At 63.2% G+C, this 14,231-nt stretch carries 12 protein-coding genes; 6 read left to right on the top strand and 6 right to left on the bottom strand.

Features of this window, described 5'->3' with window-relative positions; genetic code table 11:
* Nucleotides 1-109: 109 nt before the first annotated feature.
* Nucleotides 110-1,333: a porin gene (locus tag C2L65_RS22925; RefSeq protein WP_103254569.1), complete on the top strand. Its 1,224-nt coding sequence runs from the start codon at nucleotides 110-112 to the stop codon at nucleotides 1,331-1,333.
* 144 nt (nucleotides 1,334-1,477) lie between these two features.
* Here C2L65_RS22925 and C2L65_RS22920 read toward each other — a convergent pair whose 3' ends face one another.
* The 4 genes from C2L65_RS22920 to hyi form a co-directional block, all read right to left on the bottom strand.
* The gene (locus tag C2L65_RS22920; protein WP_042316109.1) at nucleotides 1,478-2,248 is read right to left on the bottom strand and encodes an HpcH/HpaI aldolase family protein; all 771 of its coding nucleotides are present in this window, start codon (nucleotides 2,246-2,248) and stop codon (nucleotides 1,478-1,480) included.
* A 64-nt stretch (nucleotides 2,249-2,312) separates the two neighbouring features.
* Nucleotides 2,313-3,128, bottom strand: coding sequence for an NAD-dependent epimerase/dehydratase family protein (locus C2L65_RS22915; protein WP_042316076.1), 816 nt, complete (start codon nucleotides 3,126-3,128; stop codon nucleotides 2,313-2,315).
* Between the two features lie 37 nt (nucleotides 3,129-3,165).
* A complete protein-coding gene (locus C2L65_RS22910; protein ID WP_042316077.1) occupies nucleotides 3,166-4,509 on the bottom strand; it encodes an MFS transporter in 1,344 nt (447 codons plus the stop codon).
* Nucleotides 4,510-4,610: 101 nt separating this feature from the next.
* Nucleotides 4,611-5,387 carry a hydroxypyruvate isomerase gene (gene hyi, locus C2L65_RS22905; protein WP_042316080.1) on the bottom strand — a complete coding sequence of 259 codons (777 nt, stop codon included), beginning with the start codon at nucleotides 5,385-5,387 and terminating at the stop codon, nucleotides 4,611-4,613.
* A gap of 366 nt (nucleotides 5,388-5,753) precedes the next feature.
* Between hyi and C2L65_RS22900 the strand changes: the two genes are divergently transcribed.
* A complete protein-coding gene (locus C2L65_RS22900; protein ID WP_042316082.1) occupies nucleotides 5,754-7,778 on the top strand; it encodes a glycoside hydrolase family 28 protein in 2,025 nt (674 codons plus the stop codon).
* A gap of 236 nt (nucleotides 7,779-8,014) precedes the next feature.
* Nucleotides 8,015-8,779, top strand: a complete 765-nt coding sequence (locus C2L65_RS22895) for a DUF4410 domain-containing protein (protein ID WP_042316084.1) — start codon at nucleotides 8,015-8,017, stop codon at nucleotides 8,777-8,779.
* Nucleotides 8,780-8,886: 107 nt separating this feature from the next.
* On the opposite strand, the gene C2L65_RS22890 is transcribed toward C2L65_RS22895, so the two are convergent.
* Nucleotides 8,887-9,903, bottom strand: coding sequence for a 1-aminocyclopropane-1-carboxylate deaminase (locus tag C2L65_RS22890; RefSeq protein WP_042316086.1), 1,017 nt, complete (start codon nucleotides 9,901-9,903; stop codon nucleotides 8,887-8,889).
* Nucleotides 9,904-10,059: 156 nt separating this feature from the next.
* On the opposite strand from C2L65_RS22890, the gene C2L65_RS22885 reads away from it, so the two are divergent.
* The 3 genes from C2L65_RS22885 to C2L65_RS22875 all read left to right on the top strand — a co-directional run bounded on the left by C2L65_RS22885 (nucleotide 10,060) and on the right by C2L65_RS22875 (nucleotide 13,965).
* The gene (locus C2L65_RS22885) at nucleotides 10,060-10,569 is read left to right on the top strand and encodes an Lrp/AsnC family transcriptional regulator (protein WP_042316087.1); all 510 of its coding nucleotides are present in this window, start codon (nucleotides 10,060-10,062) and stop codon (nucleotides 10,567-10,569) included.
* A gap of 108 nt (nucleotides 10,570-10,677) precedes the next feature.
* Entirely contained in the window at nucleotides 10,678-13,116 is a 2,439-nt protein-coding gene (locus tag C2L65_RS22880) for a hybrid sensor histidine kinase/response regulator (RefSeq protein WP_042316088.1), read from the top strand.
* Between the two features lie 225 nt (nucleotides 13,117-13,341).
* A complete protein-coding gene (locus tag C2L65_RS22875; RefSeq protein WP_042316090.1) occupies nucleotides 13,342-13,965 on the top strand; it encodes a membrane protein in 624 nt (207 codons plus the stop codon).
* 85 nt (nucleotides 13,966-14,050) lie between these two features.
* Here the strand turns inward: C2L65_RS22875 and C2L65_RS45610 are convergent, their stop codons facing one another.
* On the bottom strand, nucleotides 14,051-14,212 hold the full coding sequence (locus C2L65_RS45610; protein ID WP_007731467.1) for a hypothetical protein: 162 nt from the start codon (nucleotides 14,210-14,212) through the stop codon (nucleotides 14,051-14,053).
* Nucleotides 14,213-14,231 lie beyond the last annotated feature (19 nt).

Raw genomic sequence — 14,231 nt, 5'->3', positions numbered from 1 at the left:
AGCCGTACGGGTTGTCCGTGTCTGGAGACAAAAACAGAGCATCAAGAACGCGCGCAGCGCGAAGAAACCACGCAACAACATCAATAACCAAGCCCAGGAGGGGATACGGATGGAGAAGAAACACTATGCAGGCGTCAAGGCGGTGCTGGTGATCGGCGCGTCGCTGGCGACGGCGGCGCCTGCGTTCGCGCAGAGCAGCGTGACGCTGTACGGCATCGTCGATAACGGCATCGGTTATCAGTCGAGTTCGACGACGCTTGGTTCGACCGCGGGCGGACACTCGGCCGTCAAGATGGTCACGGGCGTGTGGGCGGGCAGTCGCTTCGGCCTGAAGGGCGCAGAAGACCTCGGTGGCGGTACGAAGGCGATCTTCACACTGGAAGAGGGCTTCAGCGCGAACAGCGGCGCGATGTCGACGAACAACCTGATGTTCAGCCGCCAGGCGTTCGTCGGCGTGACGAACGCCACGTACGGTTCGCTGACGGCTGGCCGCCAGTACGCGTCGTACTACCAGCTGCTGTCGCCGTACAGCCCGACGACGTGGCTGACGGGTTTCTACGGCGCGCACGCGGGCGACGTCGACGGTCTCGATACGATCTATCGCGCGAACAACACGCTGCTGTACATGTCGCCGCAGCTTTACGGCTTCAAGTTCAGCGGCTCGTATTCGTTTGGCGGCGTGCCGGGCAGCGCGTATCAGGGCTCGACGTGGAGCACGGCGGTCCAGTATTCGCAAGGCCCGATCGGCATCGCGGTGGGCTTCTCGAAGATCAACAACTCGAACGTGAATGGCGGCACGTTCGGCACCGATACGACGACGTCGAACGCGGGCGCGCAGGCGGGCATTTCGGCCGTGACCAATGGCTACCAGTCGGCACGCGCGCAGCAGCGCTTTGCCGTCGGCGGGGGCTATACGTTCAACAGCCAGTTCGACATCACGGCGACGTATTCGAACGTGCAGTACATTCCGGGCATCGGTTCGGGCTTCCACGACCTGTCGATCTGGAACTCGGGCGGCATCGTGCTGCACTGGAAGCCGGCGGCTGCATGGGATTTCGCAACGGGCTACGCTTACACGCGCGCGACGAAGGCCAATGGCATCTCGAGCAGCGCGTCGTATTCGCAGGTCAACCTGTCCGAGTATTACTCGCTGTCCAAGCGTACGGGTCTGTATGCGTTGCAGGCGTATCAGCGCGCGAACGGCCAGACGCTCGGCACGAACGGCCGCAGCATCATCAACGCGACGGCGACGATCGGCGATGGCTTCAATTCGACGCCTTCGTCATCGCGCAGCATGGTGGGTGTGGGCGTCGGCATGGTGCATCGGTTCTGACGCTGTACGACGTAGCTAAAGCAGGACAGGGCGCCGCGATTGCGGCGCTTTTTTTTGGAGTGTGCGGGATAGTTGGCACACACGAAACAAAACCCGCCCGATGCATGAAGCGAGCGGGCGGGTTTTTCGGAACATGGAACGCGTTTAGCCAGCCGACTTGAACCTCACCGCAAGCTGCTCGGCGTTGCGCGCAAGCAGACCAATGTCGGACCCGACTGCCGTGAACAGACAACCGAGATCGATATAGTGCCGCGCAAGCGCTTCATCGCCGATCAGAATGCCCGCAGGCTTGCCCGTCGCGACAATGCGTTTGATCGCATCGTCGACGGCTGCCTGCACGTCGGGATGCTTGAGATCGCCCACATGCCCGAGCGCCGCCGACAGATCGCCCGGCCCGATAAAGATGCCGTCGACACCCTCGACGGCCGCGATCCGCTCCAGATTCTGCAAGCCGAGCCGGCTCTCGATCTGCACGAGCACGCATAGTTCGCTCGCGCAAAGCTTCGGATAATCCTTGATGCGCCCAAAGTCCGAGGCCCGCGCCGTCGATGCATAGCCGCGCACGCCTTCCGGCGGATAGCGCGTGAACGACACGGCATCGCGCGCTTCGTCTTCCGTTTCGACGTAGGGAATCAGCAGTGTCTGCGCGCCACTGTCGAGCAGGCGCTTGATCGTCACCATGTCGTTCCACGGTGGCCGCACGATGGGATGCGTCGGCGTGCCCGCGCACGCTTGCAACTGGCTGTGAACCATCGGCAGTTCGTTGGGTGAATGTTCCATGTCGAGCAGCAGCCAGTCGAAACCCGAACCCGCAAGGATTTCGACCGACACGTTGCTAGCAAGGCTCGACCACAATCCGATCTGCTGACGCCCCGCCTGCAGCGCGCGTTTGAATGGATTCTCTGGAAGCTTCATCGTGTTCTCCATAGAAGGGAACGGCAGGGACTTGCAACACAGAGTGCGCCGGGCGGCGCGTCGATCAGCGCCGGACGTTGCGTTGTTCGGGCGGCGTGTAGTCGATCGTCACGAAGCCGCCGCCCTGAAAACGCTGCGCGACGGGATCGAGCGGATTCGGCTGCTTCAGGATTTCGTCGGCGTAGTCTTCGGCGTTCTGCTTCGGTTGATAGCCGAGCGGCGCTGCGGCGGAATTGTCCCAGTAGCTGCGCGTGTTGTTCGACACGCCCCAGACCACCTGAAAACCAAGGTCGGGCCCATTGATGCAGCGGTCGATGAGATGCAGGAAATCATCGTGACCAAGCCACGTGCTGAGGTGCCGAAACTCCGTGGGCTTTTCGATGCAACTGCCGATGCGGATGCAAACGCTCTCGATACCATGCTTGTCCCAGTACATGCGCGCAAGCGATTCGCCCCACGCCTTGCTGAGCCCGTAAAAACCATCGGGGCGAAACGCGCAGTCGAGCGTGAGCTTGTCTTCGACGGGATACATGCCGATCGCGTGATTCGAACTCGCAAAGATGACGCGTCGCACGCCATGCCGCCGCGCGCCTTCATAGACTTCGACGAGGCCGCGCAGATTGTTCTCGATGATTTCGGGCAGCGGCCGTTCGACGCTCGTGCCCGCCATGTGGATCAGCACGTCGACGCCCTGCATCAGCCGGTCGACCACGGCGGGATCGCGCAGATCGCCGTGCATCACGTCCTCGCCATCGAACAACGGTTCCAGCGCGCGCGAGCCCGCCGCGGACCGCAAGTTCACGCCACGCTCGTTCAGCGCGGCGCGCAGGAAGCGGCCAAGCTGACCGCCCGCACCGCTCAACGCAATCTTTTTCGTCATGATCAAACCTTATGGCAGATAGCAGGTATCCAGGAAATCAGCGGCCCGATGTAGGCTGCTCAGCGAGTTCCGCGGGCACGCCGATATGCGCCGGCGCGGACGACTCGCCGTGCGTGATCAGCTTCCACGCGACCGTCGCGCCGATGATGTCGAACAGCATCAGACAGACGAACAGCGGGTTATAGCCGAGAGTAGCCGCCAACGCGCCGACGATCAACGAGAAGATCATCCCGCCCAGCCAGCCGAACATGCCGGAGAGGCCCGTCGCCGTGCCGACTTCGTGCTGGCCGAACACGTCGGATGCGAGTGTGAACAGCGCGCCGGAAATCGCCTGGTGCGCGAAGGCGCCCATGCAGAACAGCGCGATCGCGACATACGGGCTGGCCGCGAGGCCGATGCACGCAGGACCTACCATCAGCACCGCGCCGCAGATGATGACCAGTTTGCGCGACGTGATCAGCGACGCGTTGAAGCGGCGAATGAAGAACGGCGCAAGATAGCCGCCGACCAGACACCCGAGGTCCGCGGCGAGGAACGGCATCCAGCCGAACAGCGCGATCTCCTTCAGGTTCATGTGACGCACGGTGAACAGGTAGAGCGGAATCCAGAAGTTGAAGGTCTGCCATGCCGGTTCGGCGAGAAAACGTGGAATGGCGATGCCCCAGAAGCGGCGCGTCGACAGCACGTGACGCCACGACGGACGGGCGGTCGCGTCCTGCTCGCGCCGCTCCTGGCCGGACAGGATGTATTGGCGTTCGTCCGTCGACAGATTCGGATGATCTTCGGGCTTGCGGAAGAACACGAGCCACAGCGCCACCCAGATCATCGCCGAGCCGCCCGTGACCACGAAGGCCATCTGCCAGTTGAATGTGAGGATGCAGTACACGACAAGCGGCGGCGCGAGCATCGCGCCAATAGACGTGCCCGTGTTGAGCCAACCTGTCGCGATCGAACGTTCTTTCGCCGGGAACCATTGGCTGATCGCCTTCATGCCCGCCGGGAAAATGGCCGCTTCGCTCATGCCGAGCAGGCCGCGGAAGAACGCCAGCGAAGTCCAGCCGGTGGCAAGGCCGTGCAGCATGTTCGACGCGGCCCATGCGATCGCGAAGATCGCAAAGCCGATCTTGAGCCCGACGAAGTCGAGGATATAACCCGCGACCGGCTGCATCACCGTGTACGCGCCCTGGAACGCCGCGACGACATACGAGTATTGCTGCGTTGTCATGTGCAGCTTTTCGGTGAGCGTCGGGGCAGCGACGGACAGCGAACTGCGCGCGAGATAGTTGAAGACGGTCCCGAGCATGATGAGCCCGATGATCCACCAGCGTAGTCCTTTGATCGTATGGCGTTGCACTGCATGTCTCCTGCGAATGACGGTCATCGCATGTCGCTTGCGATGCCGTCTGGATGAGTCTGTGTATGGTTGGCGCGAGGTTGTGACTGCTGCGGCTTGCGCCGCGCCGCAGCAGCGTGGTCAGGCAATCAGAGGTAGGCGGCCGTCCAGCCGAGGCCCGCTACCGTAGTCGTGGCGGGCTTGTACTCGCAACCGATCCAGCCTTTGTAGCCGATCGCATCGAGATGGCCGAACAGGAACGGATAGTTGATCTCGCCCGTGCCGGGTTCATGGCGGCCGGGGTTATCGGCGAGCTGGATATGCGCGATACGCGGCAGATGCTTCTGAAGGGTCGCCGCGAGTTCGCCTTCCATCCGCTGCATGTGATAGATGTCGTACTGCAGATAGATGTTGTCGCCGCCAGCCTCGTCGATCAGATCGAGTGCCTGTTGCGTGCGGTTCACGTAGAAACCTGGGATATCGAACGTATTGATCGGCTCGACCAGCAGGCGGATGCCGGCCTGTTTCAACTTTGCTGCGGCGAAGCGCAGGTTACCGACGAAGGTCTCGCGAATCGTGTCCTGATCGACGCCCGCTGGCGCTATGCCCGCCAGCACGTTCAGCTGCTTGCAACCCAGTGCCCGCGCGTAGTCGATCGCGGTGCCGACGCCTTCCTGAAACTCACCGACACGCTCCGGCAGACACGCGATACCGCGCTCGCCGCCAGCCCAGTCGCCCGCGGGCAGGTTGTGCAGCACCTGTTCGAGGCCGTGCTGGTGAAGCAGCGCAGCGAGCCGGTCCTTTTCGTAAGCGTACGGGAACAGATACTCGACGCCCTTGAAACCGGCCTTCGACGCAGCGGCAAAACGCTCCGGGAAATCATGCTCGGTGAAGAGCATCGTCAGATTGGCGCAGAGTTTTGTCATGGCGTGTCTCGCTCCTGATTGCGGACGGTGCTGCAAACGCATGGCGAGGCGAGGGGCCGTCGAATCATGCGCGTTGGGGTTTTTCTATGTCAGACATCGTCGCCGCTGTTAAATAAGTTGTCAAGCAAATGATGTGTTGTCTTAGGGGCATCCCTGGTTAAGCAGGACTCGACAGGAATGGCTATAAGCCGCTTGTAATCTCAGTATTCGCGAATAAGACACGATTTCTTCGACCTAATAAAGTTGATGAATCACGCTTGACAGTCATCAAGTTGTTTTACAACAATGTCTCCGTCGCGATCCGGCAGAACGTACGGATCGTGCGAACGATCCCCATCGAAGCAGGCAGACGACAAGGAGACATCGGTGACGACGCACAACAGAAGCAGTCGCGCGAACAGGGCAGGCTCGAGCACATCCAGGGCGGGTCAAGACGGTCCGCAATCGCCGCAACGGCGCACTTTCATCGCATTCGCGGGGGCGGCAGCGGGCGCGACGCTGCTCGGCACGTTGCCCGGTTGCGGCGGCAATCATTCGGATTCAGCAGCGCCAACGGCAAACAGCGACCCGATCTGGGGCAGCACTGGCGCAGCCGAGCAGATCATCGCGTCGCTGCAGAAGGTCTCGCAGTCGATGTTTCCTTCCGTTGATTTCGTCGTCACGAGTTACGGCGCGCAGCCTTGCGGCGTGATTGCCGCGACCAATCCGTATGCCCCTTCGGCCTCATCGCCAACCAGTCCTGGCGCCGACCAGACCCACGCGCCCGGCTCATTCGATTCGCGTCCCTCGTTTCTTGCCGCCATCGCTGCGTGCAGCGCGGCAGGCGGCGGGCGTGTCGTGGTGCCGTCAGGCACGTGGTATTGCGCGGGACCGATCGTGTTGCAGAGCAATGTGAACTTCCATCTGGGCGCGAACTGCACGATCTATTTCAGCCCGAATCCCGCCGACTACGCGAAAGACGGCCCCGTCGATTGCGCATCGAACGGCAAGCTCTACTACAGCCGCTGGCAGGCAAACGATTGCCTGAATTTCGGCGCACCCGTCTATGCCCGCAACCAGACCAACATCGCGATTACCGGCGAGGACGCGACCTCCGTGCTCAACGGCCAGGCAATGACGCCATTCGCGGGCAGCGGCAGCACGAGCACCTGCTGGTGGACCTGGAAAGGCACGAAGAACGCCTACGGCTGCACCGGCTCGACGACGCCTTCACAGGCCTACGCGAACCCGAACAACGTCGATCTGAAAACAGTCGCGCCCGGCATATCGGATGCGCTCTATGCGCTATTGACCAGCACCGCGACGCCCTGGCAACAGGACCAGAACTATCTGCCGGCGCTATCGGAAGCGGGCGTGCCTGTCGAGAAACGGATCTTCGGCGTCGGGCATTATCTGCGGCCCTGCATGGTCGAGTTCCTCGGCTGCACGAACGTGCTGATGGAGAACTACCGCACGAACAACACGCCGTTCTGGCAGCACCATCCAACCGACTGCGCGAACGTCGTGATACGCGGCGTGACGGTGGACAGCATCGGCCCGAACAACGACGGCTTCGATCCCGACGCCTGCAACAACGTGCTGTGCGACGGCGTCACGTTCAACACGGGTGACGACTGCATCGCGATCAAGTCCGGCAAGGCACTCGACACCACATACGGCCCCGCGCAGAACCACGTGATCCAGAACTGCACGATGAACAGCGGTCACGGCGGCATTACGCTGGGCAGCGAAATGGGCGGCGGTGTGCAGAACATCTATGCGCGCAACCTGCAGATGCTCAACCAGAACTGGCAGACCAATCCTCTGAACATCGCGATCCGCATCAAGACGAACATGAATCGCGGCGGCTATGTAAAGAACTTCTACGTCGATAACGTCACGTTGCCGAACGGCGTCAATCTGACGGGCGGCGGCTACGGCAGCGCGTTGCTCACGGGCAGCCCGATCAATGCGACGGTGCCGCTCGGCGTGGAGACGGCCTCTGCCGCCAATCCATCGGCGGCGCAGGGCGGATTGATCACATTCGATTGCGACTACCAGCCCGCCAACGACGCCGTGCGCACACGCCCCGCGCTCGTGCAGAACGTGAACATCTCCAACGTGACGGCGAGCAACGTAACGGTGAACGGCGTGACGGCTTCGTGCTTCCAGGCGATCGTCGCGCAGGGCCCCGTCGCGTTCGACTACAACGGTCCCGCGCCGACGCCCGCGATTCCGCCCATCTCGGGCGTCACGATCACGAACTGCAATCTCGGCACGCCCGTATGCAACGGCACGGCAAGCTCGACCACGCCGGGGCCGATCTACGCGTACAACGTGAACGCGATTTCGCTGTCCAACGTGACCATCGGCGGGACGGTCTATAACACCTCGGTCGTGGACTCGCGATGAAGCTCGAAACGCCCGCCGTATAAGGCGCTGCGGCGCATGACATGAGTCGACATAATTCGTCGATAGCCATCATTCGGGCGCTCTTCCATACTGCGTTCCGCGTGCAGAGCTAACCGAACAAAACAACAGAACGACACCGGCGATTCACGCAACCGTGACATCGCCGATGTTGCTTCGAGTGAAGCCAAAAACATCGGACGATCTGCTTAATCTTCTGACCGATGACAGGACTTCACATGTTTGCAGCTCTCAACTCCGTTCGTGGCAAGACCCTTCGCAGCGCTTCCGCTGCACTCGCATTCAGCGCGATGCTGCTGAGCGGCTGCGCGGCAGCCAGCGTCACGAACACCGCCCAATACTCGACGCTCACGCAAGCGAACCCGCAGAACGTCTATGTCTACACGTTCGCGAGCAATCCGGAATCCGTGAAGCTCGACAACAGCGGCCTTATCCATAAGTTGAGCGCGAGCTTCTCCAACTCGTCGCAAACGTCGCAGACGCAGGAAGCAGCCGCCGCCAGCGACACACTGACGGACGAAGTCGTCGCGAAACTCCAGTCGATGGGCATGCATGCGATCCGCACGGATGCGCCGCCGCCGGCCGACCAGAACGTGCTGATCGTCGAAGGCGCGGTCGGCTCGATCGACGCGGGCAACCATCGCCGTCGCACGCTGATCGGCCTGGGCGCTGGCAAGAGCGAAGTGACGGCGCATGTGCAGGTGCTGTACAAGCCGGCGGGCGGCATGCCGCAACTGGTGCAGACGTTCGACGCCGATGCGAACAGCGGCCATATGCCGGGCGTCGCGGAAACGGCGGGCGTCGGCGCGGTGGCAGGACATGTCGCGACGTCGGCGGCTGTTGGCGGCGCACTGCATGTCGGCTCGGAGCACAAGAACGACACCGTCACGAGCGACGCGAAGAAGCTGGCCGACTCGGTGGCGAAGCAGGTTGCGCAGATCGGCGTCGCGCAAGGATGGATGTCGGGCGACCTGGTGAAATAACGCGGGAAAAACGGGGGAATCGGGGCCGCGCATCGTTGCGGCCCCGGTGCGAGGAGATGGATGGCGATGCCGGGAGGCATCGCCATTTGTTTTTTTGTATCGCGCGATCAGCCTTCGCGGAACAGGAAGCTATAGGCGTTCAGCGCGGGCACGCCGCCCAGATGCGCATACAGCACCTTCGAGCCTTCCGGAAACTCGCCGCGCCGCACCTTGTCGATCATCCCGTGCATCGACTTGCCTTCGTAGACGGGATCGGTCATCACGCCTTCGAGCCGCGCGCACAGGCGGATCGCTTCGAGCGTGCCTTCGTTCGGCAAGCCGTATTCCGGGCCGCCGTAACGCGTATCGAGCACGACGTCCTGCGCGGTGATATCGCGGCCCAGATCGACCTGTTCGGCCGTGCGCTTCGCGATGCGCGTGATCTGCTCGCGCGTCTGTTCCGGTTTCGCCGATGCGTCGATGCCGATCACACGGTCCGCGCGTCCGTCCGCCGCGAAGCCGACGATCATCCCCGCCTGCGTGCTGCCCGTCACCGAGCACACGACGATGTAGTCGAACTTGAAGCCCAGTTGCTCTTCCTGCTGCCGCACTTCCTCCGCGAAGCCGACAAAACCCAGTCCGCCGAGCGGATGATCCGAGCAGCCAGCGGGAATCGCATAGGGCTTGCCGCCTGCCGCGCGCACGCTGTCGAGCGCGTCCTCCCAGCTCTTGCGAAAGCCGATATCGAAACCGTCGGGCACCAGACGCACGTCCGCGCCCATGATGCGCGACATCTGGATATTGCCGACGCGGTCATACACGGCGTCGGAATAGTTCACCCAGTTCTCCTGCACCAGCACGCACTTCATGCCCAGATGCGCGGCGACGGCGGCCACCTGGCGCGTCTGGTTCGACTGGATGCCGCCAATCGAAACCAGCGTGTCGCAGCCTTGCGCGAGCGCTTCGGGAATCAGGTATTCGAGTTTGCGCGTCTTGTTGCCGCCGAACGCGAGCCCGCTGTTGCAGTCCTCGCGCTTCGCGTACAGCTGGACCTTGCCGCCGAGATGATCGGAGAGGCGCGCAAGCGGCTGGATCGGCGTCGGCCCGAAAGTGAGGGGATAGCGGGGGAAACGTTGCAGGTTCATGGTCGAGGTCCGTTGTCTGGAAGGGCGCGAACGGTGCCGCGCTGACAGACATGATAGGAAAGACTCGACGAAATGAGCTTGCGAAATAATTCGGTGGAAGTTACTTTAAAAACAAGCCAAAACCATCAAGCCTTCATTCGTTTCTTTTGAGAAGCCATGTGCGCAACAAAATTACGCAGCCAATCCGCCGAAGAGGCCACACCGCTGTCGCAACTCGACCGCATCGATCGCGCGATCCTCAAGCAGTTGCAGCAGGACGCGTCGATCTCGAACGTCGCGCTGGCGGCGAAGGTGAAGCTGAGCGCGCCCGCGTGCCTGCGGCGCGTCGAGCGGCTCAAGGAAATGGGACTGATCCGCGCGACGGTCGCGCTGCTCGATCCGAAAGCGCTCGGCGCGGGGATGCTGGTGGTGATCGGCGTCGTGCTCGACCGCTCGACGCCCGAAACCTTCGCCGCATTCGAGAGGGCCGCGCAAAAGGTGTCGGGCTGCATGGAGTGCCACGTCGTGACGGGGGAATTCGACTACTTCATGCTCGTGCGCACGCGCGACAGCGAGAGCTTCAACCGGCTGCACGCCGAGCAATTGCTATACCTGCCGGGCGTGCGGCAGATCCGCAGTTTCATGGTGCTCAAGGAAATCCTGTCGACGACGAAGTTTCCGTTCTGAGACTCTCGAAGTCGCGTTAAGAGTGGCCGGTATAGGGTTTGATCGGCATGCCGACAGCCTGCCGGTGCTTATACAATGACCGCGCAGAGAGAGGCCAGATAACGGGCGATGAGCGACGACGACAAGGACATCGGCAGCGCAGCGGGCGACAACGCGATGCCGCCTGAACCGTACGCGGACGAAAGCGCCGCGGCGAGCGGCACGACCGCGCGCGCCGTCAACTTCAGCAGCGAATGGCTGCGCCTGTGGGCCGAATCCACCACGGACTATTCAATCTTCGCACTCGCGCCGGACGGCACAATCATCAGCTGGAATCGCGGCGGCGAGACGATCCAGGGCTACCAGCCCGACGAGATCCTCGGCCAGCACGTGCGCGTCATGTACACCGCCGAAGACCAGCGCGCAGGCCTGCCGGAACTCGGGCTTCAGCGTGCCCGTGAAGACGGCCGCTACGAAATGGAAGGTTGGCGCGTGCGCAAGGACGGCAGCCTGTTCTGGGCGAACGTCATCATCACGGCGCTCTACGCATCCGACGGGGATCTGCTCGGCTACGGGCGCGTCGTGCGCGACATCAGCGACAAGAAGAAGGCCACCGACGCCGCCCTCGAAAGCGATCGGCGCTTCCGGCTGCTGGTGCAGGGCGTGAACGACTACGCGATCTTCATGCTGTCGCCGGAAGGCTGCGTCACCAACTGGAATCCGGGCGCGCGGCGCATCAAGGGCTACACTGACGAGCAGATCATCGGCTCGCATTTCTCGTGCTTCTACACGCCGGAAGACGCGGCGGCGGGCGTGCCGCAGCGTGGTCTGGAAACGGCCGAGCGCGAAGGCCGCTGGGAAGCCGAAGGCTGGCGCGTGCGGCGCGACGGCAGCCGGTTCTGGGCGCATGTCGTGATCGACGCGATCCGCGACGAGAACGGCGTGCTGATCGGCTTCGCGAAGATCACGCGCGACATCACCGAGCGCCGCCAGGCGGCCGAACTGCTCGACCAGACCCGCAACGCGCTGTTTCAGGCGCAGAAGATGGAAGCGCTGGGCAAGATGACGGGCGGCGTCGCGCACGACTTCAACAACGTGCTGCAAGTGCTGCGCGGCAATCTGGAGCTGCTCGGCGCACGCCACGACGATGCGTGGAGCCGGGCGCGCATCGGCCGCGCGATCGAGGCCGTCGAGCGCGGCTCGAAGCTCGCGTCGCAACTGCTCGCGTTCGGCCGCCGCCAGGCGCTGCAACCCGTCACGAGCCATCTCGGCGACGTGCTGCACGGCATGGAAGACCTGCTGCGCCGCGCGCTCGGCGAGCGCGTGCAGGTGCGGGTCCACGAATCGCGTGCGAGCGGCGAGCTATGGAACGTGCTGGTCGATACGCATCAGCTGGAAAACGTCGTGCTGAATCTCGCCATCAATTCGCGCGATGCGATGCCCGAGGGCGGCATGCTGACCTTCGGGCTGTCGAACGCGATGCTGTACGCGCAAGCCGCCGTGGCCGCGCAGGTCGAGCCGGGCGAGTACGTGAAGATGACCGTTACCGATACAGGCGTGGGCATGAGCGGGGAAGTCGTCGAGAGCGCGTTCGATCCGTTTTTCACGACCAAGCCTGAGGGCGAAGGCACAGGGCTGGGCCTGAGCATGGCCTATGGCTTCGTGCTGCAAAGCGGCGGGCACATCGAACTGGCGAGCACGCCGGGCGTCGGCACGACGGTGACGATCTATCTGCCGCGCTCGACAGACCCGGCCGTCGCGCGGCCTGTCGTTCAGACCGGGCTCGAGTCCGACGAAGACCTGCGCGGAAGCGAAACCGTGCTCGTCGTCGAAGACGACAGGCGCGTGCAGCTGACCGTGGTCGACATGCTGTCGCAACTCGGCTACGGCGTGCTGACGGCGAACGACGCGACGGAGGCGCTGACCGTTTTGCGCAGCGGCGCGAAGGTCGATCTGCTGTTCAGCGATGTCGTGATGCCCGGCCCGCTGCTGAGTCCCGAGATGGCGCGTCAGGCGCAATTGATGCGGCCGTCGTTGAAGGTGTTGTTCACGTCGGGCCACACGCGAGACACGATGGGCCTCGACGCGCAACTGCGGCGCGGCGCCGATCTGCTGCAAAAGCCATATAGCCGTTCGCAGCTCGCGCGCAAGATACGCGACGTGTTCGATGACGGCACGGCGCGCGCGACGCATGACGCGGCGCCGTCCGCCACGCCGCGCAAGCTGCACATTCTCGTCGTCGAAGACGATCGCGATGCCCGCGACGCCCTATGCGAGCTGCTCGGACTGCTCGGTCACACCTGGGACGCAGTGGCCAATGCAGAAGAAGCGCTGAAACGCCTGCAACTCCATCCGTTCGACGTGTTGCTGACCGATCTCACGCTGCCGGGCATGTCGGGCCTCGACCTTGCGCGCACGGCGATCGCCATGCACGCCGCGCAGCACGTGGTGTTCTCATCCGGTCACGATGCGCCGTTACACGACGAATCGCTGCCGTTCACATGGACGGCGTTGCGCAAGCCTTATTCATTCGATCAACTGAAGGCCGCGCTCGACGCGCAACACTGACGCGGGGCAGTTCGCTCCCCGCGGCTCATTCGTTGCTTTCGCGTGGCGCTTCGCGCTGCGCGAGCTTTCCTGCTTCACGCAATGCCGTGACGATGGCCGCGTAGGACAACGCGCCGCGCAAACTCCGCGAATAAGCCGGGCGCATGCCTTGCTCAAGTCACGTCATAGCGGGACGGCGCGCGCCGTCGTCCTTTACCGAACGAAGTCTGGAACAAGGGAGGCATCATGTCGCTGATCGTTGCCGCACGATTCACCACGTTTCCGACGGCCGAATCGGCCGCCGAGCGTCTTTTTCGAGCGGGCTTTGTCGAAGAAGACGTGTCGCTGTTCTTCGTCAATCCGCGCGGGCAGCATGCGCGCTTTCCGATTGGCGGTGATGAAAACAAGGACGCCGCCGCCACTGATGCGCCCAAAGGCGCCGGCATGGGCGTAACGATCGGGGCCGTCGCGGGCGCCGTGGTCGGCGTCGGCATCTTCACCGCGTTTTCGGCGCCCGTGCTGGTGTCGGCAATCGCGGCGGGCGTCGGCGCGTATATCGGTTCGCTGATCGGCGCCATGTACAAGACGCGCGGCGGCGGCAAGGGCGCGCATCGCGAATGGGCGCATCACGAAGAGCGCGACTCGGGCGTGCTGCTGGCCGTGCATGTGACGCCCGACACGCAGCAGATGGCCGCGAGTGTGCTGCGCGAAGCGGGCGGTGCGTCGATCGAGCGCGCCACGGGGCGCTGGCAGCAGGGCCGTTGGGCCGACTTCGATCCGACGCAGCCGCCGCAGCCGGTGCAGGCCGAGCGCGGCGTGGAAGGGCGTATGGAGCGACCCGCCGAACGGCACACTGAAAGGCACGCGTAAATTCAGTTGCCCAAAAACAAACGCAGCGCCCGGCATCACACCGTGCGCTGCGTTCTTCCTTACGTCTCCGTCAGTTCGCTAGACGTTAGCGGGAGCCTTCCGCATCGTCCTCTTCTTCATCGTCCAGGTCGTCGTCGAGATCGTCGTCATCGTCGAGCGTGATCCGACCCATGCCGACGCCCGCATCCTTATCCGCATACGGTTGACGTGGGGCGTTTTCGTCCGGGGCGTAATTCTTTCTGACCATTGGCTGCTCCATGAAGAAA

The organism is Paraburkholderia terrae (genome assembly GCF_002902925.1).
In the GTDB taxonomy this organism is placed as follows: domain Bacteria; phylum Pseudomonadota; class Gammaproteobacteria; order Burkholderiales; family Burkholderiaceae; genus Paraburkholderia; species Paraburkholderia terrae.
Note: the sequence above shows the minus strand (reverse complement) of the source record. Positions and strands in the feature narration are given on the sequence as shown.

Coding starts and splice junctions, on each gene's coding strand:
- C2L65_RS22925 (WP_103254569.1), top strand. CDS start 110: ATGGAGAAGAAACACTATGCAGGCGTCAAGGCGGTGCTGGTGATCGGC.
- C2L65_RS22920 (WP_042316109.1), bottom strand. CDS start 2,248: ATGAAGCTTCCAGAGAATCCATTCAAACGCGCGCTGCAGGCGGGGCGT.
- C2L65_RS22915 (WP_042316076.1), bottom strand. CDS start 3,128: ATGACGAAAAAGATTGCGTTGAGCGGTGCGGGCGGTCAGCTTGGCCGC.
- C2L65_RS22910 (WP_042316077.1), bottom strand. CDS start 4,509: ATGACCGTCATTCGCAGGAGACATGCAGTGCAACGCCATACGATCAAA.
- hyi (WP_042316080.1), bottom strand. CDS start 5,387: ATGACAAAACTCTGCGCCAATCTGACGATGCTCTTCACCGAGCATGAT.
- C2L65_RS22895 (WP_042316084.1), top strand. CDS start 8,015: ATGTTTGCAGCTCTCAACTCCGTTCGTGGCAAGACCCTTCGCAGCGCT.
- C2L65_RS22890 (WP_042316086.1), bottom strand. CDS start 9,903: ATGAACCTGCAACGTTTCCCCCGCTATCCCCTCACTTTCGGGCCGACG.
- C2L65_RS22885 (WP_042316087.1), top strand. CDS start 10,060: ATGTGCGCAACAAAATTACGCAGCCAATCCGCCGAAGAGGCCACACCG.
- C2L65_RS22880 (WP_042316088.1), top strand. CDS start 10,678: ATGAGCGACGACGACAAGGACATCGGCAGCGCAGCGGGCGACAACGCG.
- C2L65_RS22875 (WP_042316090.1), top strand. CDS start 13,342: ATGTCGCTGATCGTTGCCGCACGATTCACCACGTTTCCGACGGCCGAA.
- C2L65_RS45610 (WP_007731467.1), bottom strand. CDS start 14,212: ATGGTCAGAAAGAATTACGCCCCGGACGAAAACGCCCCACGTCAACCG.